Origin of the sequence: Streptomyces sp. 4N509B (assembly GCF_052245655.1) — a bacterium.
Lineage (GTDB): Bacteria > Actinomycetota > Actinomycetes > Streptomycetales > Streptomycetaceae > Streptomyces.
In genome coordinates, this window is sequence record NZ_JBQQBZ010000018.1 from 83,237 (window position 1) to 102,574 (window position 19,338).

The following is a 19,338-nucleotide window of genomic DNA, read 5'->3' on the forward strand; positions in this document are numbered from 1 at the left end:
CCTGACGGCGCGACCACCGCGAACACCGCGAACGCCGCGCGCATGAGACCGGGGCCGTGGAGGTGGCCGACAGGGGCGGCCCTCCACAGCCCCGGATCCCTACCTGGTCCTGCTGGAAGGTGCACTGACCGTCCGTCCCCGCGCGGGCAGGGGGCGGGGGGTCAGCTCACGGTGATGTTCGAGCTGCCGCTGCTCTGGTAGCCCTCCGTCGCCATGATCATGTAGTAGTTGAAGCTGCCGAGGTTCATGCCGGCGCGGGCCCACGCGTCGAAGTGGGTGCCGGTGTTGAGGCTGCCGCTGCTGCGGTGGTTCTGCCGGACGCTCCAGTACTGCGGGAAGGTCTGGGTGCCCTCCACCGACGGCGCGTTGTACCGCATGGATCGGACGATGGTGTAGTTGCTGCCGTCGGCGTTGACCGTGCCGCGCGTCTCGCCGCCGCTGCTGGGGTTGTACGGTCCGTGGGACTCCACGATGTAGTACTCCACCAGCGGGTTGGAGGTCCAGCCGTAGAGGGCCAGGTAGCCGTTGCTGCCGTGGTTGACCCAGCCGCTGAAGTTCACGGTACGGCGGCTGCCGTTGCTCCAGCCCTTGCCGCAGACGAAGTTGTTCGTGCCGTTCCACTGGGTGCTGTAGTTGCCGCCGGATCCCAGGGTCATGGAGACCGAGCCCTGGGAGTCGGTCCAGAAGGAGTAGTAGTACCCGTTGTGGTTGCCGGTCTGGTTGGTGGTGATGGTCTGCTGGGCCCTGGCGGTCCCGGGCAGCATCAGCCCGGCCGCGCCGCCGAGGGCCAGCGCGCCGACACCGCCGATCAGTCCCCTGCGGCCGATCATCGGCGCGGGATTGTTCTCCATGGTCATGCTTCCTCCTCGTAAGGGCTGGCGGAGGCCAGGCAGCGTGGGCGACTCGACAGGGATGTCAGGCCGTCGATGACCAGGGCGAGGTCGCCGACGGAACGTCGGCGTTTTCGCGGCTGCGGGAGCTGGCCGGTCGGCGTGCGGCTCACGACCGTAAGGGCCAGATCGCGCGGGTGACCCGGATCGACAGTGGTGACGTGGGGGTGCGGTGGGGAGGCCTGTCGATGTCATGACCATGCTGGGAGGACCCCGTTGAGTTGTCAACAGTTTCCGCAAGGTTTACGGGAAACATGTCGTTGTCAGAACACCCCTGAACGCCTATCAGGCCAGGTCAACGCGGCGAAGCACCCGACGGACCCACACGAACCCCTCAAGATCTCCAGGCATCTCCACCGAAAATTTTCGGAGCCCTTCCGGATCGCACGCCACGACAGCACGTCGCTCGACGGTCCGCCCTCCGCCACGCCGCCTTCCGCGCTCCCCGGCCCGTCGACTACTCCCCGCGAGCCCACCGCGTTACCTGGTGCGCGTCACCGCCCCGGCGTCGTGGCGCAGGGAGTTGAGCGAGAGCGTCCGGAGAACGTCACCGGCGTCCCGGCCGACACCGAGCGCGCCGCCGGCCGGCCCCTACCGTGACGCCACGACCGACGGCTCACCGGCGCAGACGGGGAACCCCTGTTCGGTTTCTGCCACGGCCTGTGCCGCCGCGCCTTCGCGGACGAGCACGGGATCTTTCTCGGCGCGTGGGGCCCGCGAGGCGGGGCAACGGGGAGCAGGCGGGCCGGGGCGCGTCACGGCCGGCGGCGCGTGGGGCGACGGAGTCGGTATCAGGACGACGCCTCGCCGTCGACGTCGCGGACCGCCGGCGGGCGCTCGTGGTCCCACGGCGGCGTGCGCGGAGCGTCACGTCCGGGTCGCGATCCCCCACCGCCCCCGGAGTTGGTCGCCCGGGAAGCCCGGCCCGACCGCTGTGGGCCGGGCCGGGCCGCGGGGGACGGTCGGGGAACGCGCTCGCGGCCGGCGCGGCCGTCTAGCGGAAGAGCCGGTCCGCCGTCGCGAGCGTGTGCGCGGCGACGTCGAGGCCGAGCTGGACGCCGACCTCGTCGGCGGTCCTGGTGTGGATGCCGGAGTAGACCCGGGCGTCGACGTTCTCGTCCGACAGCTGCCGCCAGCTGGTGACGGTGCGGGTCACGCCCGGTGCGGTCGGGCTCGTCAGGTCGAACGGCTCGGCCAGCTCGCCGACGAGGGCGGTCAGGACGCCCTCCGCGGCGCCGGAGTACGTGTTGTGGCCGCTGGGGTAGTCCGGGTGGGACGGGGTGACGTGCAGCGGCGTCCACTCCGGGTCGTCCTGGGCGCGGATCGCGGTGACCGGACGCCAGGCAAGGTAGGCGTACTTGGTGTCCGAGGTCGCGATCTGGGTGTCCACCAGGGCGACGTGGAAGAGCGCGACGAGTCGGGCGCGTTCGGCCAGCGGCTCGCCGGACCGCGACAACGCGACGCGCAGCGGCTCGGTGTAGAGGGTGAGGGAGGAGCCGTACCAGAACTGCGCGATCTCGGTCTGCTCCGCGGTCCGGCTGACGCTGTCGGCGCCGCCGAGCTCCCGCACCTCCGCCAGGTCGGCGCGGGCGGCCTCGGAGTCGGGCGCGGGCGGCGGAGCCGGGCGGTACTGGTCGGCGCTCTCCAACAGGAACGGCCGGGCGTCACGGAGTCCCGCCTGGAGCGCGGGCCCGTGGTCGGGCGGGGTCGGCTGCCACACGCCGGGGGCCGGCTCGGGGGCGGCGAACGCCCTGTTGACCGAGGCGGGGTCGAGCCCGTCTCCCTCGCGGTCGGCCAGCAGCGCCCGGGCCTCGGCGCGTCCCGCCGCGAGGCCCCGCTCCTCGTCGGCGCCGTCGGGGACGCGGTCCAGGGTGGTCGCCAGCGCGGCGTCGAGCTCCGCGGCCCGGGTCGGGACGAGCGTGACGAGGGCGTGGTGGACGGCGCCGGCGAGCGCCGCGTCCCGGTAGGCGGACGACCGCCGGCCGCCGTCGCCGTCGAGGGCGCGGGCCGCGGCGAGCCAACCGATCGCCCAGGTACGACTGTTGGTGACCTGCGCCCCCGCGGGGGCGGCGGCGACCGACTCGGCCGTGACGTCGTACCACTCCAGCGCCACGTCGACCCGCCGCACGGCGCTCTCGCCCGAGGCGGCGGACGAGGTCAGGGGCGCGGCGACGAGGGCCAGGGCCGTGGCCGCGAGAACGAGGGTCCGGCGGCGACGGGACGCCATCCGTGGGGCCCGCTTCCGTGTGATGTGCTCGTTTTGCCTGGTCATGCCGGCATCCTGACAGCTGAACGTTGCACCCGGCTGACCCCGCGTGACCGTCTCGTGTCGGTGGGGCGGGCCCTCGGGCAGGCCGCGTCGCGTCCCACCGCGCCGGGGCCGTGGAGCGCGATTCACACGGACGAGGGAGCGGCGGAACCCGTGTCGTCCCGTCGACGCAACACCGCGGGAAGTCGCGGGCGACGCGTATACGGTGGGCCCTGCTTCGCCTAGGATCCCTAGTCCATCGATAGGAGTCGCACCGTCATGGGCATCACGGTCAACGGACTCGCGGAGCTGGCTCGGCTCTCCGGCGCCGACCTGGGGGTCAGCGACTGGGTCACCGTCAGCCAGGACCGTGTCGGGCGCTTCGCCGACGCCACGGACGACCACCAGTGGATCCACGTCGACGTCGACCGCGCGGCCCGCGAGAGCCCCTTCGGCGGGCCCGTCGCCCACGGATACCTGACGCTCTCCCTCTGCGCGCCGCTGATGGGACAGCTGCTGACCGTGGACGGCGTCACCGCGAAGATCAACTACGGCCTCAACCGCGTCCGTTTCCCGGCGCCGGTGCCCTCCGGGGCCCGGATCCGCCTGGCGGGCCGGATCGCGGAGGTGGCGGAGGTGACGGGCGGTCTCCAGGTCACCGTGGACGGGACGATGGAGGTCGAGGGCAACGCGAAGCCCGCCTGCGTGCTCCAGAGCGTCACGCGGTACTACGGGTGACGTCGCCGCCATGCGGCGGCCGTCCTTCGCCCGCGACCCCCGAGGGCGCCGGTGTCGCCCAACGACGACGGCACCGGGCGCCGGGCACGGCACCGAGCACCGAGCACCGAGCACCGAGCACCACGAGGACATCACGAGGACCACAGACAGAGTGGACGAACCCATGACAACGGACACGGCCAGACCGGGGCCACTGCCCCCGGCACGGCTCTTCGTCGACGGGACGTGGCAGGAGGGGAGCGGGGAGCGTCGGGACATCCTCGACCCCGCGACGGGCGCGGTGGTCACCACGGCCGTCGAGGCCGGGCCACGGGACGTCACGCGGGCCGTCGACGCGGCCCGTCGGGCGTTCGACGCGGGCCCGTGGGCGGGCACCACCCCCCGCGAGCGCGGCGCGGTGCTGCTGCGGGCGGCCGGGCTGCTGCGGGAGCGGGCGGAGGAGTTCGCGCGGCTGGAGTCGCTCGACGTCGGCAAGCCGATCACCTTCACCCGCGCCGTCGACGTGCCCAGGACCGTCGAACACCTGGAGTACTACGCCACCGCCGCCGTCGGCATCCAGGGGGCCACGCGGACCATCGCCACCCCCGCGTTCGCCTACACCCGCAGGGAACCCCTCGGCGTGGTGGCCGCGATCAGCCCGTTCAACTTCCCCCTCATCCTCTCCAGCATCAAGATCGCCGCAGCGCTGGCCGCGGGCAACACGGTGGTGCACAAGCCGGCCGAGGAGACCCCGCTGACCGCCCTGGCCATGGCCGAGCTGCTGCGGGACGCGGGCGTGCCGGACGGGGTGTTCAACGTCGTCACCGGCGGCGCCGCGACCGGCGAGGCGCTGGTGCGCGACCCGCGGGTCGACAAGATCGCCTTCACCGGCTCGACGGCGGTGGGACGCGCCATCGCCGCCACGGCCGCGCGGACCCTGACGCCCGTCACCCTCGAACTCGGCGGCAAGGGGGCCCACCTCGTCTTCGCCGACGCCGACCTCGACGCGGCGGTCCACACGGCGGTCAGCGCCTTCGTCTACAACACCGGCCAGTTCTGCATGTCGGGATCCCGGCTGCTGGTGGAGCGTCCGCTGTACGAGGACGTCGTCACCGCCCTCGGCGCGGCGTGCGCGCACGTGCCGGTCGGTGACCCGTTCGCCGAGGGCACCGTCGTCGGCCCCATGGCGGGGCCGCGGCACCTGCGGAAGGTCCGCGACGTCCTGGAGCGGGCCGCCAAGGACGGCGTGACGGTCCTCGGCGACGCCGAGCCCGCGGTCGCCGGCGGCGACGCCGGCCGCGGCGGGTTCTGGATCTCGCCCTCGGTGCTGACGGGCGTGGAGCAGGAGTCGCCGTACGTGCAGGAGGAGATCTTCGGACCCGTCCTGACGGTGCAGCCGTTCGACACCGAGGAGGAGGCGGTACGCCTGGCCAACGGCACTCCCTACGGGCTGGCCGCCGGCCTCCAGACCCGCGACCTGACGCGCGCTCACCGGGTCGCCGCCAGGCTCAGGTCGGGCAGCGTGTGGGTCAACGCGTGGCCGCTGCTGGACGCGGCCATGCCCTCCGGCGGCTACGGCCAGTCCGGGTACGGGCGGGAGGGCGGGCCCGAGGGGCTGGACGCCTACCTCCAGACCAAGTCGGTCGCCATCGCCATGCCGGACAGCGCCGTGGCGGAGAGCGCCGTGGTGGACGACACCACCAGGGACGACAGCACCAGGGACGACGACACGGGAGACGACAGATGATCACCACGAGAGCCGCCGTGGTCGAGGAGGCGGGCGCGCCGTTCACCGTGCAGGAGGTGACGCTGGACGAGCCGCGCCCCACCGAGGTGCTGGTGCGGATGGTGGCCGCCGGGCTGTGCCACACCGACCTGCTGGTGCGGGCGGCGGGCGCCCCGTTCCGGCTGCCGGGCGTGCTCGGCCACGAGGGCGCGGGCGTCGTGGAGCGGGTCGGCTCCGCGGTGACCTCCGTGGAGCCGGGCGACCAGGTGGTGCTCAGCTTCACCTCCTGCGGCGCGTGCGTCGGCTGCCGCGACGGACACCCCGCGTACTGCGCCAGCTGGATGGCGCACAACCTGCTGGCGGGGACGCGGGTCGACGGCTCGGCGACGCTCAGCCGCGACGGGCGGCCGCTCGGCGGCCGCTTCTTCGGCCAGTCCTCCTTCGCCGAGTACGCCCTGGCGGACGAGCGCAGCGTCGTGCGGGTCGGCCCCGACGCGGACCTGGCGGTGCTGGCGCCGCTGGGCTGCGGGGTGCTGACGGGCTTCGGCACGGTGTGGAACGTGCTGCGCCCGGCGCCCGGTCAGACGCTGGCGGTCTTCGGCACGGGCACGGTGGGCCTGGCGGCCGTGATGGCGGCGGCCCAGCTGCCGCTGGTGACGGTCGTCGGCATCGACCTGCTGCCCGAGCGGCTGGCCCTGGCCGCCGAGTTGGGCGCCACCCACACCGTCACCGCCGGCAAGGAGGACGTGGCGGCACGGCTCGCGGAGATCACCGGCGGGCGCGGCGTCGACGCGGTCGTCGAGACCACGGCGAGTCCCGAGGTGCTGCGCGGCGCCGTGGACGGTCTGGCGGTGCGGGGGCAGTGCGCGGTGGTGGGGGCCCCGCCGCCGGGGACCGAGGTGGCCCTCGACATGCAGGGGCTGCTGACGGGCAAGCGGGTCGTGGGCGTCACGATCGGCGACGCCGACCCGGCGGCGCTCATACCCCGGCTGATCCGGCTGCACCAGGACGGCGGGCTCCCGCTGGAGCGGCTGGTGCGGTACTACACGCTGGACGAGCTGAACCGGGCCGCGGCCGACATGCACCAGGGCCGGACGGTCAAGCCGGTCATCCGCTTCGCCGCCCCGTAGGTAGGAAGGGCGCGGCTCACTCCGAGGGCCGGGCGCGGACGTGGATGCGTTCGCCCTGGGCGCCGAAGAGGCTGAGGAACTCCACGGGGATCTCGCCCGCGTTCGCGAAGCCGTGGGGCACGCGGGTGTCGAACTCCGCGACCTCGCCCGAGGTGAGGACCAGGTCGTTCTCACCGAGGGCGAGGCGCAGCCGTCCGGAGAGCACGTAGAGCCACTCGTACCCCTCGTGGACGCGCTGCTCGGGCCGGCCCTCGCCGCCGTAGCCGACGGGGAGGATCTGTTTGTAGGCGTGGAGGCCGCCGAGATAGCGCGTCAGCGGCACGAAGGTCTGCCCGAAGCGCGTGAAGGGGCGGGCGTGGACGCGGGGGTCGCCGGTCGGCGGGGCGCCGACCAGCTCGTCGAGGGGGACGCGGTAGGCGCGCGCCAGGGGCAGCAGCAGCTCCAGCGTCGGCCGGCGCTGGCCCGACTCCAGGCGCGAGAGCGTGCTCTGGGAGATGCCGGTGGTCTCGCTCAGCTCGGCCAGGGTCGTGCCGCGGGTCTGGCGCACCGCCCGCAGGCGGGGGCCGACCTCCGTGAGGACGCGTGTGAGGTCCCGGTCGCCGCCGCGGTCGCCGCCGCGAGCGTCACCGCGGTCGTTGTCGCCCTTGTTGTCGCCGTTGCTGTCGCCGTCTCGGTCGTTGTTCACCTCTCCATTTGCCGATACGGCAAGGAATCTTGTCAAGCGGACCGGTGAGGGCGGAGTCTCGCGGTGGACGCGACGCACGCGAGGAGAGCGAAGGAGTGACGGGCATGGCGACGACGAAGCCCGAAGGACGGCGGGAGCGGCGGTACGAGGTGGTGGTCGTCGGGGGCGGCGCCGCCGGGCTGAGCGGGGCGCTGGTGCTGGCGCGCGCCAGGCGCCGGGTGCTGGTGGTCGACGGCGGGCGGCCACGCAACGCCCCCGCGGCCGGCATCCACGGGTACCTGGGGCGCGAGGGCACCCCGCCGGAGGTGTTCCTCGCGGCCGGGCGGCAGGAGGTCACCGGGTACGGCGGCGAGATCGAGCCGGGCACCGTCGCCACCGTGGAGCGCGGGGAGGACGGCTTCCGGGTGGTCCTCGACGACGGCTCGGCGGTGTTCTGCGACCGGCTGCTCGTCGCGACGGGCCTGGTCGACGAGCTGCCCCCGGTCCCCGGTCTCGCGGAGCGCTGGGGCCGCGACGTCCTCCACTGCCCCTACTGCCACGGCTGGGAGGTCCGCGACCAGCCGATCGGCGTGCTCGCCACCGGACCGCAGGCCGTCCACGGCGCGCTGCTGTGGCGGCAGTGGAGCCAGGACGTCACGCTGCTGCGGCACACGGCGCCCGCCCCCACGGCCGAGGAGTACGAGCAGCTCGCGGCGCGCGGCGTCCGGGTGGTGGAGGGGGAGGTGACCGGCCTGACGGTGGCGGAGGACCGGCTCACCGGTGTCACCCTGGCCGACGGCGGCCGGGTGCCGCTCGCCGCCCTGGCCGCCGCGCCGCGCATGGCCGCGCGGGCGGAGATCCTCGCCGGCCTCGGCCTCTCCCCCGCCGTGCAGGAGTGGGCCGGGCACCCGATCGGCAGCCAGGTCGAGCCCGAGGACCCGATGGGCGGGACGGCCGTGCCGGGCGTGTGGGTCGCGGGCAACGTCGCGAGCCTCATGGACCAGGTGGTGTCCGCCGCGGCGGCGGGGGTGCGCGCCGCCGCGGCCATCAACGCCGACCTCGTCGCCGAGGAGACCCGCACGGCCGTCGCGGCCCGCGCGGCGCTCGCCGGGGCCTGAGGGCGAGGTTCTCACCGCCGCCGGCTGGTCGGTGGATAGGACGGATTCGTCCGGTGCGGGATCACCGACGCGACGCGACGCGACGCGGACCGGACCGAGCCGCTGACGCCGGCCGGTCCGGTCCGCGGACGGAGGTGTCAGGGGCGGACGCGGGTGCTCACGACGCGCCGTCCCGCGGGAGCCAGGCGGTGACGTCCACCTCGCGCGCGTGCACGGGTTCGGACAGGACGACGCCGGTGGTGGTGTCCCCCAGTTCCGTCAGGCGCTCGATGACCTCTTCCAGCTGCCGCGCGTCCCGCACGGCGATCGCCAGCTCGTAGCAGTTCTCGCCGGTGACGTGGACGCAGGACAGGACGTGTCCGATGGCGAGGAGGCGGTCACGCACGCCCTGCGCGTTCCGGACGGAACGGTGCCGTGGGCGCAGCGAGACGTGGGCCCTCAGGCCGAGCCCGAGCCGGGCGAGGTCGAGGTCGGCACCGTAGCCCCTGATCACTCCGGACTCCTCCAGCCGCCGTACCCGCTCGGCGACCGCCGGCCGGCTGAGAGACACCCGGCGGCCCAGCTCGGCGAGGCTGACCCGGGCGTTCCGGGAGAGCTCGCGGATGATCGCGATGTCGGCGCTGTCCATGGGTGACGATGCGTAACCTTTCCTGGGGAGAAGCCTCCGGATCGACGGCCGTCGCGCGCGGATGCCGTCGAAGTGACATGGGCGAACGGGCGGCCGAACCCTAGCATGATCACCCATGAGAGCAGCGGTGTTGGAGCAGGTCGGACGCGTCCGGCTGGTCGACGTCCCCGACCCGGTGATCCGGCGGCCGGGCGACGCGCTGGTGCGCGTGTGCCTCGCCGCCGTGTGCGGGTCCGACCTGTGGCCCTACCGCGGCCGGGAGTCGTTCACTCCCGGTGACCGGATGGGCCACGAATGGATCGGCGTCGTGGAGGAGGTCGGCACGGACGTCGCTCGGGTCCGACCGGGCGATCTCGTCCTCGCGCCGTTCGCCTTCGCGGACGGCACCTGCCTGGCGTGCCGCGACGGCCTGTTCACCTCCTGCCCCGACGGCGGCTTCTGGGGCGGCCACCACGACGGGGGGCAGGCGGAGGCGGTCCGTGTGCCCTTCGCGGACGGCACGCTCGTCCCGGTGCGCGAGGCGGCGGACGCCGCGCTGCTCCGCCGGCTGCTTCCGTTGACCGACGTCATGGCGACAGGCGTTCACGCCGCCTCCCTGGCCGACGTCCGACCGGGATCGACCGTCGTCGTCCTCGGCGACGGCGCCGTCGGGCTGTGCGCCACCCTCGCCGCCCGCCGCGCCGGAGCGGAACGCGTCATCCTCCTCGGCCGCCACCCCGAGCGCGGCGACCTCGCCCGGCGCATGGGAGCGACCGACCTCCTGGCGGCGGACGACCCCGCCACCGTCGGCCTCGTCCGGGAGGAGACCGGGGGCGGCGTGCCGGCGGTGGCCGAGTGCGCGGGCACGCAGTCCGCGGTGGACCTCGCGATCGACCTGGTCCGGGCCGGTGGCACCATCGGCTCCGTCGGCGTCCCCCACGGCGTGGACCGCGTCGACCTCTACCGGCTCTTCCGCCACAACATCACCCTGCGGGCGGGCGTCGCACCCGCCCGCCGCTACCTGGAGCCCCTGCTCGCCGACGTCCTGACCGGGCGTCTGGACCCGTCGCCCGTCCTCTCGGCCGTGCTGCCCCTGGACGCGGTCGCCACCGCCTACCAGGCCATGGACAGCCGCCAGGCGGTCAAGGTCGCGCTCCAGCCGTGAGTCCCGAGGCATGGCACCGACCGCGGGCGCCCGGGTCAGGCCGCGGCCACCCGCTCACCAGCCCGGCCACCACGTTTCACCTGAAGGGAAGGTCCCCATGTTCTCGCTGCCGCTGCACGACGACGCCCACCTCGGCCCGCTGGAGGTCTGGCACGCCGAGGAGTTCGCCGACCACCTCGACCGGGCCCGGGAGCACATCCGCCCATGGGTCGGGGCCACGTTCGTCACCGACGACCTGGCCGGGGCACGGGCCACGCTTCGGCGGTACGCCGACCACCAGGCCGCCGACGGCGCCCGCCTGTACGGCATCTGGCGGGAGGGAGTGCTGGTCGGCGGCGTGATGTTCACCGACTTCCAAACCGCCCTCGGCTCGTGCGAGCTCGGCTGCTGGCTGGAGCCGGCCGGGGAGGGCCACGGCCTGGTCACGCGGGCGTGCCGCGTGCTGCTGGACTGGGCGTTCTCCGCCCGCGGACTGCACCGGGCCGAGTGGCACTGCCGGTCCGACAACGACCGCAGCGCGGCGGTGGCCAAGCGGCTCGGCATGACGTTGGAGGGCGTGCGGCGCGAGGCGTGGCCCTACGAGGGCACGCGCTACGACAAGCAGGTCTGGGCGGTCCTCGCTCCCGCGTGGCGAGCGCTCGACCGGTGACCGGTGGCGGGCTCGCGGCGGTACGGCCTCGTCACAGGGGCTCGCCCGCGGGTCCGCTCGCGTGCGGGCCGCCGTCCTCGGGGCCGACGGACCGGTCCTCCCACCGGAGGACACGCCAGCCCTTCTCCGGGGCGCCGGAGAGGATGACGACACCCGTGTTCCGCAGCTCGTGGGCGGCCGCGAAGGCGACGTCGACGTTGTCCGCCCGCGCGGCCGTCCACGTGCGGATCACGGCGCCGTGGCTGACCATGGCGACCGTCCCCGCCCCGGTGCGCGCGGCCTCCTCGACCACGGCGTCGAAGCGCCCCAGCGCCTCGACGCCGTTCTCCCCTCCCGGCATCCGACGGGCGGTCTCCCCCGCCGACCAGGCGAAGGCCGTGGTCAGGTAGGTCTCGATCGCCTGGTCGTCGCCCCGCATCTCCAGCTCGCCGGCCGCGAGCTCCCGGATGCCCGCCCGCACGACGACCTCCAGCCCCGTCCGGGCGGCCAGCGGCGCGGCGGTGAGCTGGGTGCGCAGCAGCGTGGACGCGTAGAGGGCCTCGATCCTCTCCGCCGCGAGCGCGTCCGGGAGGGCGGCCGCCTGCTGCTGGCCCAGCGGCGTCAGCGCGGGGCCGGGTTCGGCCGTGTCGAGCAGGTGCTTGAGGTTGGAGGGGGTCTGGCCGTGTCGAATGAGCAGCAGTCGCATGGAGGGGTCGGTCTCCGGTTGTCCTGGCGGGCGGGCGGCGCCTTCCACTGTGTCACCGCCGGGTCCGGCGCCCTCGCCGGGGCGTCCGTGACGATCCGCACGTGACGTGCGGCGGGCGGGCGACAGGCCGGCTTCCGCGCCCCACGTGGTGAGGATCACCTCCGCCCGGCCCTGTCCTCTCGGGGCCGGCGGGGACTCGCGGCGGGCCGGGCCGCCGGGCGTCGCCGGGGCGCGCGGCACGGTGACCGGCCGGGCGGGACAGCCGTCCAGCCGGTCACCGCATACCGGTCACCGTGGGCCGGTCACCGGCCACGGGAGGCCGGCTAGAAGCGGGCGCCCACGGGGGTGCCGTCGGCCGGCACCAGGAAGTCGGAGCCGGGGATCGAGCCGTCGGGCGTGCGGGGCCCGGTGATCTCGGTGGGGTCGGTGGACGCCAGCGCGCCCTCGTCCCACGTACCCCCGAGGTCCCAGGAGCTGCCGACGGAGGTCGAGGAGTCCCCGAGCGCCACGGCCTCGGCGTCGGCCACGGACAGGCAGGCCGTCAGCGTGGAGGCGGACACGTCCACGTCGAAGCCCGTCGCGCCGTTGCGGAAGGTGGTGACGCGGGAGATCTCCAGCGCGCCCGGGTTGCTGTTGTCGGTGACGCCGTCGGCGGCGTTGTCGAAGGCGATCGCGTTGCTCAGGACGTGGTCGGCGGGGAGGTCCTCGTCGCCGCCGCCCATCTTGAAGCCGTTGCCGTCCCCGCCCCAGTCGGGGAAGCCCCAGCGGTTGACGCCGTTGCCGTAGGCGATGGTGTCCTCGATCTCGACGGCGGAGAGGAACTCCCACGCGTCGAAGCCGTCGTCGGCGTTGTGCCACAGGCGGGCTCCGACGACGCGGTTGCCCTCGCCCGAGCCCTCCTTGATGCCGAGGCCGTCGGCGCTCTCGCCGTTCTTGCGGGGGTCGCGGTTGGCGTAGGAGTCGAGGCCGGCGATGAGGTTGTGGCTGGAGGCGCCCTGGAGCTGGAAGCCCGTCTCGTAGTTGTGGTGGGTGGAGAGGTTCAGGAACTCGTTGTGGTCGCAGCCGTCGCAGTAGACGGCGTACGGACCGTTGACGATCTCCAGGTCGTGGATGCGCCAGTGCGACGCCTCCATGTGGATGGCGCCCCGCTCGGCGCGCGGGACGCTGCCGCCGACCGGGGTGTCGGTGGCGGGCAGCTGCTCGCCGTCGATGGTGACGTGCTCGCCCTGGTAGGGCCCCAGGGTGATGGGGCTGCCCGCCTCGCCCGAGGTGGCGATGGTGATGTTGTCGTCGGTCAGGGCGTGGGTGCCGCCGCGCAGCGCGATGGTGTCACCGGGGCCGGCCCGGTCCACCGCCGCCTGGACGGTGGCCAGCGGCTCCTCGACGGTGCCCGCCGCCGCGTCGTCGCCGTCCACGGCCACGACGATCGTCGTGCCCTGGGCGGAGGCCGACGGCGGGGCCGCGAGGGCGAACGCGCCGGCCGCGCCGAGCGCGGCGAGAAGCGCGGCGGTGGTCCTGCCGGGCCGGGGGATCGTGGCGAAGGTCATCGTTTCCCTCTTCATGGGGTTTCCACGGTCTTGGTGGGTTCTCTCCGGGTTCGGACCCTCTGGTGGCCCGTCTCCGGTGCGCGGCCTTCCCCCTCCCTGTCGCCGCTCGGCCGCCGAAGGTTGCCAGCCGGGGCGGAGCTCGTACTACGGTCTGCTCATGCTGACGACGGGCACACCGGGACAGAACTGGGCGGGCAACCTCACCTTCGGCGCGGCGCGCGTGCACCGCCCCGCGAGCGTGGGAGAGCTGCGGCGGATCGTGGCGGGCGCGCGCCGCGTGCGGGCGCTGGGCAGCGGGCACTCGTTCAGCCGCGTCGCCGACAGCGACGACGAGCTCGTGCGAGTCGACGGGCTGCCGCGCCGCGTGGAGGTCGACGCCGACGCCCGGCGGGTGACCGTCACCGCCGGCATGCGGTACGCGGAGGTCGCCGCGGCGCTGCACGCGCGCGGCTTCGCGCTGGCCAACATGGCGTCGCTGCCGCACATCTCGGTGGCCGGCTCCGTCGCCACCGGCACCCACGGCTCGGGCAACGCGCTGCGCGGGCTGGCCTCGGCGGTCACGGGCCTGGAACTCGTCGGAGCCGACGGCGGCCTCGCGCGGCTGGAGCGGGGGGAGCCCGGCTTCGACGGCGCGGTGGTGAGCCTCGGCGCGCTCGGCGTCGTCACCGCCCTCACGCTGGAGATCGAGCCGGCCTTCGAGGTGGCGCAGTGGGTGTACCTCGGGGTGCCGCTCGCCGCCGTGGCGCCCCGGTACGTGACGGACGTGGCGGGCGCGGCGTACAGCGTGAGCCTGTTCACCGACTGGCACGGCGGCACGGGCACGGTGGTGCTGAAGCGCCGCACCGACCGGGAGGACGCCGGGCACCTGGGCGAGGAGTGGCAGGGCGGGCGGCTGGCGGACGAGCCGTGGCACCCGGTGCCGGGCATGCCGCCCGCGTACTGCACCGAGCAGCTGGGGTCGGTCGGGCCGTGGCACGAGCGGCTGCCGCACTTCCGTCCCGAGTTCACCCCGAGCAACGGCGAGGAGCTCCAGTCGGAGCTGTTCCTGCCCCGCGCGGCGGCGCCGGAGGCGTTCGCGGCGCTGGGCGCGATGGGCGCGGCGTTCGAGGGGCTGCTCCAGGTGTCGGAGGTGCGGACGATCGCCGCCGAGGAGCAGTGGCTCAGCCCCGCGTACGGGCGGGACTCCGTGGCGTTCCACTTCACGTGGGTGAGGGACGTCGAGGCGGTGTTGCCGGTGCTGGCGGCCGTGGAGGAGCGGCTGCTGCCGCTGGGGGCGCGGCCGCACTGGGGGAAGCTGACCACGGCGGCCGGGCACGGGGCCGGCGCCGGCGGGAGGTACGAGCGGCTGGCGGACTTCGCGCGGCTGGTGGCGGAGCGGGACCCGGAGGGCCGGTTCCGCAACGCCTACGTGGACGAGGTGCTCGCCTCGCTCGCCTGAGCCGTCTCCCGCCCGTTGGGCCCGGTCCAGCCCGCCCTCGTCTCCGTCGCGGCCGGGCCCGTCGGCGGAGCCGTTGTGACTCCGCCGACGGGCGGGGGATGCGCCCCCCTGGTGGCCGGGGGGCGTCAGGCCCGTCAGGCGACGGCGCAGGCGCTGCCGCTGAGGGTGAACGCGGTCGGGGCGTCGTTGCTGGCGCCCCGGTTCGCGGTGAAGCCGACGGAGACCGAGCCGTCGGCCGGGATGGTGCTGGTGTAGGACGCGGCGTTGACGGTCACGTCGGCCCCGTTCTGGCTGGGCGTGCCGCCCCACATGTTGGTGATGGTCTGGCCGTCGGGGAAGGCGAAGGCCAGGGACCAGCCACTGATGGTCTCGTCACCGGTGTTGCGGATCGTGATCTCGCCCTGGAAGCCGCTGCCCCAGTCGTTGACCACCCGGTAGCCGACGGCGCAGGTGCCGCCCGGCGTGCTGCCCTCGCCCGTGGTGACGGCCACGGTGGGCGAGCGCTCGGAGCGGTTGCCGGCGGCGTCGCGGGCGTAGACGGCGAAGGTGTAGTCGGTCTCGGCGGTCAGGCCGGTGACGGTGGCCGAGGGGGTGGTGGAGCTGGCGACGATCGTCTCCTCGCCGTCCTGGCCGACGCTGACGACGTCGTAGCCGGTGACGCGGACGTTGTCGGTGGCGGCGGACCAGCTCAGGGCCGCGGAGTCGGCCGTCACGGCGGAGGCGCTCGGGGCGCCGGGCGCGGTCGGCGCCTCGGTGTCGTCGGAGCCGCCGCCGAAGATGGTGGCCTCGACCGCGGTCTGGGCGATGCCGTTGGGGCCGTTGAAGATGCGCTCGCCCCAGGCGGTGATCTGCGTCGGGTCGAAGTTCAGGACCAGGTCGAGGATGGGGTCGGTGTTGCCGCTCCAGGACCAGGCCAGGTAGCCGATGTCGAGCGCCTCGGCGGCGGCCATCATGCTGTCCTCGTCCGGGTCGCCCCACTGGTCGGCGGGCCCGCCGAACTCGCCGATGACGATCGGCAGCCCGGCGTCGACGAACGAGCTCAGGTAGCTGGTGATGGTCGCGGCGTCCTGGTAGACGCTGTACATGTGGATCGAGAAGAGCAGGTTGCCGGTGGGGTCCGCCTCGTAGACGGTCTGCGCGTTGGTGCGCATGACGTTCTGCCAGTCCTGGCCCCAGTTCGGCGCGTCGATCATGATCGTGTGCTCGAAGCCCGCGTCGCGCATCTTCCCGATGGCGGCGATGGTCGGCTCGGTCCAGCCCTCGGGGTTGGTGTTGCCCCAGGGCTCGTTACCGATGTTGATGATGACGTAGTCCTCCTGGCCGACGAGGACGTCCTTCAGGCCGATCCAGTAGTCGACGGCCTGGTCCAGCGAGGCGGCCGTCGCCTCCTCGCCGTAGCCGGTGGTGTCGTGGACCTCCAGCACGCAGATCATGCGGTTGGCCTTGCACAGCTCGATGACGTTGGCGACGCTCTCGGGGCTGTCCGGCCCCCAGCGCTGGCCGCTGCCGAGGACGACGCGGACGGTGTTGGCGCCGAACTCCTTGATGTCGGCGAACGACTGCGTCTGGTGGGTGTACCAGGTGTGGGCGTGGTTGACCCCGCGCATGACGAAGTCGTTGCCGTTGGCTTCGAGCACCCGCCCGTCGCTGATGTGGATGCCGGTGGCGGCGGCGCTGGGCGGCTGCGCCTGGGCGGTGGAGGCCAGGCTTCCGAGGCCGACGAGGCCGAGGAGGGTGGCCAGTCCCGCGAGGAGGGCGGCCAGTTTTCTCCGTTTTCTCACTGCGACTCCATGCTGTGAGGTAGAAACTTAGTCATCTGACGAAACTTCGCGCGGGAGCGCTCCCATCAACGCACCATGTCCCTGACACGTCAAGACGTCGCGCAGCCCCGGCCCCGGATGCCGGCGGGCCGCGGCCGGCATAGGCTGCGGGAGGGAACACCCGGTAGGACAACCTGGCAGGACCGGCAGGAAGGACCCGGCATGGAGGACAGGGACATCCTGCGGGAGGTCGACCAACTGGTGGCGGAGGAGCGCGTGCTGCGCGACCGCGCCACCGGGCAGGGCCTGACGCCGGACGAGCGCGTCCGGCTCACCGAGCTGGAGGTCCGGCTCGACCAGTGCTGGGACCTGCTGCGGCAGCGCCGGGCCCGCAGCGAGTTCGGCGAGAACCCGGACGCCGCGGCGGTCCGCCCGCCGGGCGAGGTGGAGGGGTACGAGGGCTGAGCCCGACGGCCGGCCGTCGGCGGCCGAGGGGCGGCCGACGCGGGGGTCTTGGTGGTCCGCCCACCCCGGGGTGTGGGTGTGAATCAGCGGTCCCGGGGTGGGCGGGGGTGTCCCTCACCGCGGTGCGGCACCTCAGTGAAGAGGCGGACCGGGGCGGGAGCGACTGGGGGCACCTCCCAGCTGCCAGGCTGGGGGAGCGCCGCTGGGCCGCTCGGGGCTGGTCCGGTCGGGGGACGTACCCGGCCGCCGGGGGCGGCCGGGATTCTCTACGTGTCAGCGGTGTCAGCCGGGGCCACCCACCACGCCCCGCTCGGCGGGGCCCGGCTCGTCGACGCGCCTGAGGTCGTCGAGGTCGGCACGCCACTCGCGCCCCGACCCGTCGAGGGGCCGCATGTGGGCCTCCGACCAGACCACCCGCTCGCGCCCGAGGTCGTCACGGACCAGGTGCTCGATCACCAGGCCCAGCCGCCCGGTCCGGCCGGTCCGTGGATGAACGACCTGCCGCCCGTACCAGGGGTGGCCGTCCACCCACCGCAGACCCTCACCGCCCCTCACCTCGCCGTCCCCGCCCGGTAGGTGACCTCGCCACGCCAACCGTCGGGCTGCTCGTCCGCCGGCACGATCCCGTGGTGCGCGACGCACGCCGCGCAGGCGTGGCGGTACCAGCCGGGCCCGGAGTTCACCTCGACGAACCCGACCGTGACGAGGGCGCCGAGCGTCGTGAAGCACCAGCCGCAGAACGGCACCACCGCGCTCACCGTCCCGGCTCCGGACGCGGACCGCCCACGGCCTGGCGTGCGGTGGCGGTCAGGGCGTCGCGCAGCTCCCGCGCGTCGGTCAGGGCGTCCCAGCCGGGCTCCGGCCTGACCACCCACTCCACCCACCGCCCGTGGCCGGCGCCGAGCGAGGGCACCAGCAGGCGGCAGGCCACGCCGTACACCTCGACCGGCAGGCACTCCCGCCAGCCGTCCGCCGCACCGGGCCTGACGAACCATGCGTAGACGCCGTCACGGCGGTCGCCGACCACCGGCCCCGACCGGCCCGCCAACGCCTCCAACGCGGCGGCGCCCACCGCCTCGGCGACGCGCACGGCGTCCCACCATCTACCCGCCGCCACGCGGCGCGCCGGGACGTCCACGGGCGGCAGCCACACGGGCAGGGAGGGGGCGGCGGGCGCCGCGGACGCGGGGTGTTCAGGCATGATCGACTCCAGTGACGACTCACACACGGACCGTCGTTACCTGAAGACGCTACGCATCATGTGACCCTCCGACCATGGCAGTTCGACGGAGCGTCAGGACGAAGTGTCAGTCAGAGGGGAAGCCTGATCGCGTCGGCCAGTTCACGCATCTGAGGCGTCAGCGTGCGACGGCGCTCGATCAGCGTCCCGAGCACATCCCGCGCGTACTGCTGATGGGACAGCCACTGCGGCGCGGCCGAGTGGATCCCGAGAAGGACCGCCATCGCCTCGTCCGGTTGCCGCGTCTTCACGTAGGCGTGGGCCACGTCGAGCCGATGCCTGTTGGTGTTGCTGTCCGTGCTCGGACCGTCCGGGAGACCTCCCGCGAGCGCCAGCACTCGCTCGGGCTTGTCACGGATCGAGGCGTACTCGGCGGACTTGTACGCCACGATGGAGGGCCCCCACCGGTTCATGCGCGGACCCTCGGGCAGTTCACGTCCGGTCATGACCGCCGCGGCCCGCGCCAGGCGAAGCGCGTCCGCCGCCTCTCCCGGGCGGTTGTCCCTCACGGCCGCTGACGCCAACTCCAGCAGCGTCCAACCCCACGTGGCGAGTTCGTCAGCGGTCGAGCGCGAGACCCGGGACGGCTCGGTCTCGTCCGCCCACCGGGTGGCCAACTCCCGCGCGGGCGAGAGGTGACCCTGCCGCAGCAGCAGCCAGCACCGCGTTCCCACGAGCGCCGCCCGGGTCACGCCGTCCGGCGCGTCGTCCTCGGCCCGCGAAAGAGCCGCCTCAGCCGCGGGGAACGCACGCACCTGCACGAGCACGGTCGCCGTCAGGTGCAGTATCCGGGCCCTCAGAAGACGGGCGTCATGGTCGCCGCCGAGCGCGTCCGCGTCACGGAGGAGGGACGGCAGCAGCCCGGGCAGTTCCTCGATCCGGTCGGCGAAGTACGCCGTCCGCGCCTCCTGGAGAAGCGGGCTCAGGCCCTCGACCGTGGGTGGCTCGTCGCCCGCGGGGCGAGGTGGCTGCTCGACCGCGTCCTGGACGGCGCGCCACGTCTCTCCCGCGTGGGGGTCGGGTGGCGGGAGTTCGGATCGGTTGATGAGCCGGGTCGTGGGGATGCGCAGTGCGGCAGCCAGGCGGTGCGCCGTCTCCATGCGCGTGTCCCGCAACTCGCCCTGCTCCAGCTTGCGGATGAGGGAGACAGAGACCTCGGCCGCGGTCGCGAGGTCCTTCTGGGTCAGGCCGCGGCGCTTCCGCGCTTCCCGCAGCCTGTCGCCGAGTGATGCTGCCATCGCAGACTACTCCCGTCGTTCTGACGTCCTATCGGAACGGTAACCCCCGCC

19 protein-coding genes are annotated in these 19,338 nt (G+C 74.1%); 8 read left to right on the forward strand and 11 right to left on the reverse strand.

Annotated elements, in window-relative coordinates; genetic code table 11:
- Nucleotides 1-161: 161 nt before the first annotated feature.
- Entirely contained in the window at nt 162-851 is a 690-nt protein-coding gene (locus tag ACTWP5_RS17980; protein ID WP_443222035.1) for a glycoside hydrolase family 11 protein, read from the reverse strand.
- A gap of 1,033 nt (nt 852-1,884) precedes the next feature.
- Nucleotides 1,885-3,162, reverse strand: a complete 1,278-nt coding sequence (locus ACTWP5_RS17985; protein ID WP_443221998.1) for a vanadium-dependent haloperoxidase — start codon at nt 3,160-3,162, stop codon at nt 1,885-1,887.
- A 255-nt stretch (nt 3,163-3,417) separates the two neighbouring features.
- On the opposite strand from ACTWP5_RS17985, the gene ACTWP5_RS17990 reads away from it, so the two are divergent.
- The 3 genes from ACTWP5_RS17990 to ACTWP5_RS18000 all read left to right on the forward strand — a co-directional run bounded on the left by ACTWP5_RS17990 (nt 3,418) and on the right by ACTWP5_RS18000 (nt 6,711).
- Nucleotides 3,418-3,876: a MaoC family dehydratase gene (locus tag ACTWP5_RS17990; protein WP_443221999.1), complete on the forward strand. Its 459-nt coding sequence runs from the start codon at nt 3,418-3,420 to the stop codon at nt 3,874-3,876.
- Nucleotides 3,877-4,039: 163 nt separating this feature from the next.
- Nucleotides 4,040-5,602 (forward strand): aldehyde dehydrogenase family protein, encoded by a 1,563-nt coding sequence (locus tag ACTWP5_RS17995; RefSeq protein WP_443222000.1) that lies wholly within the window; start codon nt 4,040-4,042, stop codon nt 5,600-5,602.
- Entirely contained in the window at nt 5,599-6,711 is a 1,113-nt protein-coding gene (locus ACTWP5_RS18000; RefSeq protein ID WP_443222001.1) for an NAD(P)-dependent alcohol dehydrogenase, read from the forward strand. The genes ACTWP5_RS17995 and ACTWP5_RS18000 overlap by 4 nt, the downstream gene beginning before the upstream one ends.
- Before the next feature lie 16 nt (nt 6,712-6,727).
- Here ACTWP5_RS18000 and ACTWP5_RS18005 read toward each other — a convergent pair whose 3' ends face one another.
- Nucleotides 6,728-7,267 carry a helix-turn-helix domain-containing protein gene (locus ACTWP5_RS18005; protein WP_443222036.1) on the reverse strand — a complete coding sequence of 180 codons (540 nt, stop codon included), beginning with the start codon at nt 7,265-7,267 and terminating at the stop codon, nt 6,728-6,730.
- A 233-nt stretch (nt 7,268-7,500) separates the two neighbouring features.
- On the opposite strand from ACTWP5_RS18005, the gene ACTWP5_RS18010 reads away from it, so the two are divergent.
- Nucleotides 7,501-8,493 carry an NAD(P)/FAD-dependent oxidoreductase gene (locus ACTWP5_RS18010; protein WP_443222002.1) on the forward strand — a complete coding sequence of 331 codons (993 nt, stop codon included), beginning with the start codon at nt 7,501-7,503 and terminating at the stop codon, nt 8,491-8,493.
- A gap of 157 nt (nt 8,494-8,650) precedes the next feature.
- Here the strand turns inward: ACTWP5_RS18010 and ACTWP5_RS18015 are convergent, their stop codons facing one another.
- Nucleotides 8,651-9,121, reverse strand: a complete 471-nt coding sequence (locus ACTWP5_RS18015) for an Lrp/AsnC family transcriptional regulator (protein WP_443222003.1) — start codon at nt 9,119-9,121, stop codon at nt 8,651-8,653.
- Between the two features lie 115 nt (nt 9,122-9,236).
- On the opposite strand from ACTWP5_RS18015, the gene ACTWP5_RS18020 reads away from it, so the two are divergent.
- Complete coding sequence (locus tag ACTWP5_RS18020) at nt 9,237-10,265, forward strand: zinc-binding dehydrogenase (RefSeq protein ID WP_443222004.1); 1,029 nt, start codon at nt 9,237-9,239, stop codon at nt 10,263-10,265.
- Nucleotides 10,266-10,362: 97 nt separating this feature from the next.
- On the forward strand, nt 10,363-10,914 hold the full coding sequence (locus ACTWP5_RS18025) for a GNAT family N-acetyltransferase (protein WP_443222005.1): 552 nt from the start codon (nt 10,363-10,365) through the stop codon (nt 10,912-10,914).
- A gap of 31 nt (nt 10,915-10,945) precedes the next feature.
- Here the strand turns inward: ACTWP5_RS18025 and ACTWP5_RS18030 are convergent, their stop codons facing one another.
- Nucleotides 10,946-11,599, reverse strand: coding sequence for a histidine phosphatase family protein (locus tag ACTWP5_RS18030; RefSeq protein ID WP_443222006.1), 654 nt, complete (start codon nt 11,597-11,599; stop codon nt 10,946-10,948).
- 323 nt (nt 11,600-11,922) lie between these two features.
- Entirely contained in the window at nt 11,923-13,161 is a 1,239-nt protein-coding gene (locus ACTWP5_RS18035) for a right-handed parallel beta-helix repeat-containing protein (RefSeq protein ID WP_443222007.1), read from the reverse strand.
- A 142-nt stretch (nt 13,162-13,303) separates the two neighbouring features.
- Between ACTWP5_RS18035 and ACTWP5_RS18040 the strand changes: the two genes are divergently transcribed.
- Nucleotides 13,304-14,584 (forward strand): FAD-binding protein, encoded by a 1,281-nt coding sequence (locus tag ACTWP5_RS18040; protein WP_443222008.1) that lies wholly within the window; start codon nt 13,304-13,306, stop codon nt 14,582-14,584.
- 134 nt (nt 14,585-14,718) lie between these two features.
- Here ACTWP5_RS18040 and ACTWP5_RS18045 read toward each other — a convergent pair whose 3' ends face one another.
- Nucleotides 14,719-16,365: a cellulase family glycosylhydrolase gene (locus tag ACTWP5_RS18045; RefSeq protein WP_443222009.1), complete on the reverse strand. Its 1,647-nt coding sequence runs from the start codon at nt 16,363-16,365 to the stop codon at nt 14,719-14,721.
- A gap of 201 nt (nt 16,366-16,566) precedes the next feature.
- Here ACTWP5_RS18045 and ACTWP5_RS18050 point away from each other — a divergent pair, with 201 nt between their 5' ends.
- Complete coding sequence (locus ACTWP5_RS18050) at nt 16,567-16,809, forward strand: DUF2630 family protein (RefSeq protein ID WP_443222010.1); 243 nt, start codon at nt 16,567-16,569, stop codon at nt 16,807-16,809.
- A gap of 282 nt (nt 16,810-17,091) precedes the next feature.
- Here the strand turns inward: ACTWP5_RS18050 and ACTWP5_RS18055 are convergent, their stop codons facing one another.
- The 4 genes from ACTWP5_RS18055 to ACTWP5_RS18070 all read right to left on the reverse strand — a co-directional run bounded on the left by ACTWP5_RS18055 (nt 17,092) and on the right by ACTWP5_RS18070 (nt 19,287).
- Nucleotides 17,092-17,364 (reverse strand): hypothetical protein, encoded by a 273-nt coding sequence (locus ACTWP5_RS18055; protein WP_443222011.1) that lies wholly within the window; start codon nt 17,362-17,364, stop codon nt 17,092-17,094.
- Nucleotides 17,361-17,567, reverse strand: a complete 207-nt coding sequence (locus ACTWP5_RS18060) for a hypothetical protein (RefSeq protein ID WP_443222012.1) — start codon at nt 17,565-17,567, stop codon at nt 17,361-17,363. The genes ACTWP5_RS18055 and ACTWP5_RS18060 overlap by 4 nt, the downstream gene beginning before the upstream one ends.
- Nucleotides 17,564-18,010: a hypothetical protein gene (locus ACTWP5_RS18065; RefSeq protein WP_443222013.1), complete on the reverse strand. Its 447-nt coding sequence runs from the start codon at nt 18,008-18,010 to the stop codon at nt 17,564-17,566. Before ACTWP5_RS18065 ends, ACTWP5_RS18060 begins: the two co-directional genes overlap by 4 nt.
- 110 nt (nt 18,011-18,120) lie before the next feature.
- On the reverse strand, nt 18,121-19,287 hold the full coding sequence (locus ACTWP5_RS18070; RefSeq protein ID WP_443222014.1) for a helix-turn-helix transcriptional regulator: 1,167 nt from the start codon (nt 19,285-19,287) through the stop codon (nt 18,121-18,123).
- Nucleotides 19,288-19,338 lie beyond the last annotated feature (51 nt).

Coding starts and splice junctions, on each gene's coding strand:
- ACTWP5_RS17980 (WP_443222035.1), bottom strand. CDS start 851: ATGGAGAACAATCCCGCGCCGATGATCGGCCGCAGGGGACTGATCGGC.
- ACTWP5_RS18040 (WP_443222008.1), top strand. CDS start 13,304: ATGCTGACGACGGGCACACCGGGACAGAACTGGGCGGGCAACCTCACC.
- ACTWP5_RS17995 (WP_443222000.1), top strand. CDS start 4,040: ATGACAACGGACACGGCCAGACCGGGGCCACTGCCCCCGGCACGGCTC.
- ACTWP5_RS17990 (WP_443221999.1), top strand. CDS start 3,418: ATGGGCATCACGGTCAACGGACTCGCGGAGCTGGCTCGGCTCTCCGGC.
- ACTWP5_RS18010 (WP_443222002.1), top strand. CDS start 7,501: ATGGCGACGACGAAGCCCGAAGGACGGCGGGAGCGGCGGTACGAGGTG.
- ACTWP5_RS18070 (WP_443222014.1), bottom strand. CDS start 19,287: ATGGCAGCATCACTCGGCGACAGGCTGCGGGAAGCGCGGAAGCGCCGC.
- ACTWP5_RS18025 (WP_443222005.1), top strand. CDS start 10,363: ATGTTCTCGCTGCCGCTGCACGACGACGCCCACCTCGGCCCGCTGGAG.
- ACTWP5_RS18015 (WP_443222003.1), bottom strand. CDS start 9,121: ATGGACAGCGCCGACATCGCGATCATCCGCGAGCTCTCCCGGAACGCC.
- ACTWP5_RS17985 (WP_443221998.1), bottom strand. CDS start 3,162: ATGACCAGGCAAAACGAGCACATCACACGGAAGCGGGCCCCACGGATG.
- ACTWP5_RS18020 (WP_443222004.1), top strand. CDS start 9,237: ATGAGAGCAGCGGTGTTGGAGCAGGTCGGACGCGTCCGGCTGGTCGAC.
- ACTWP5_RS18030 (WP_443222006.1), bottom strand. CDS start 11,599: ATGCGACTGCTGCTCATTCGACACGGCCAGACCCCCTCCAACCTCAAG.
- ACTWP5_RS18050 (WP_443222010.1), top strand. CDS start 16,567: ATGGAGGACAGGGACATCCTGCGGGAGGTCGACCAACTGGTGGCGGAG.
- ACTWP5_RS18035 (WP_443222007.1), bottom strand. CDS start 13,161: ATGAAGAGGGAAACGATGACCTTCGCCACGATCCCCCGGCCCGGCAGG.
- ACTWP5_RS18065 (WP_443222013.1), bottom strand. CDS start 18,010: ATGCCTGAACACCCCGCGTCCGCGGCGCCCGCCGCCCCCTCCCTGCCC.
- ACTWP5_RS18000 (WP_443222001.1), top strand. CDS start 5,599: ATGATCACCACGAGAGCCGCCGTGGTCGAGGAGGCGGGCGCGCCGTTC.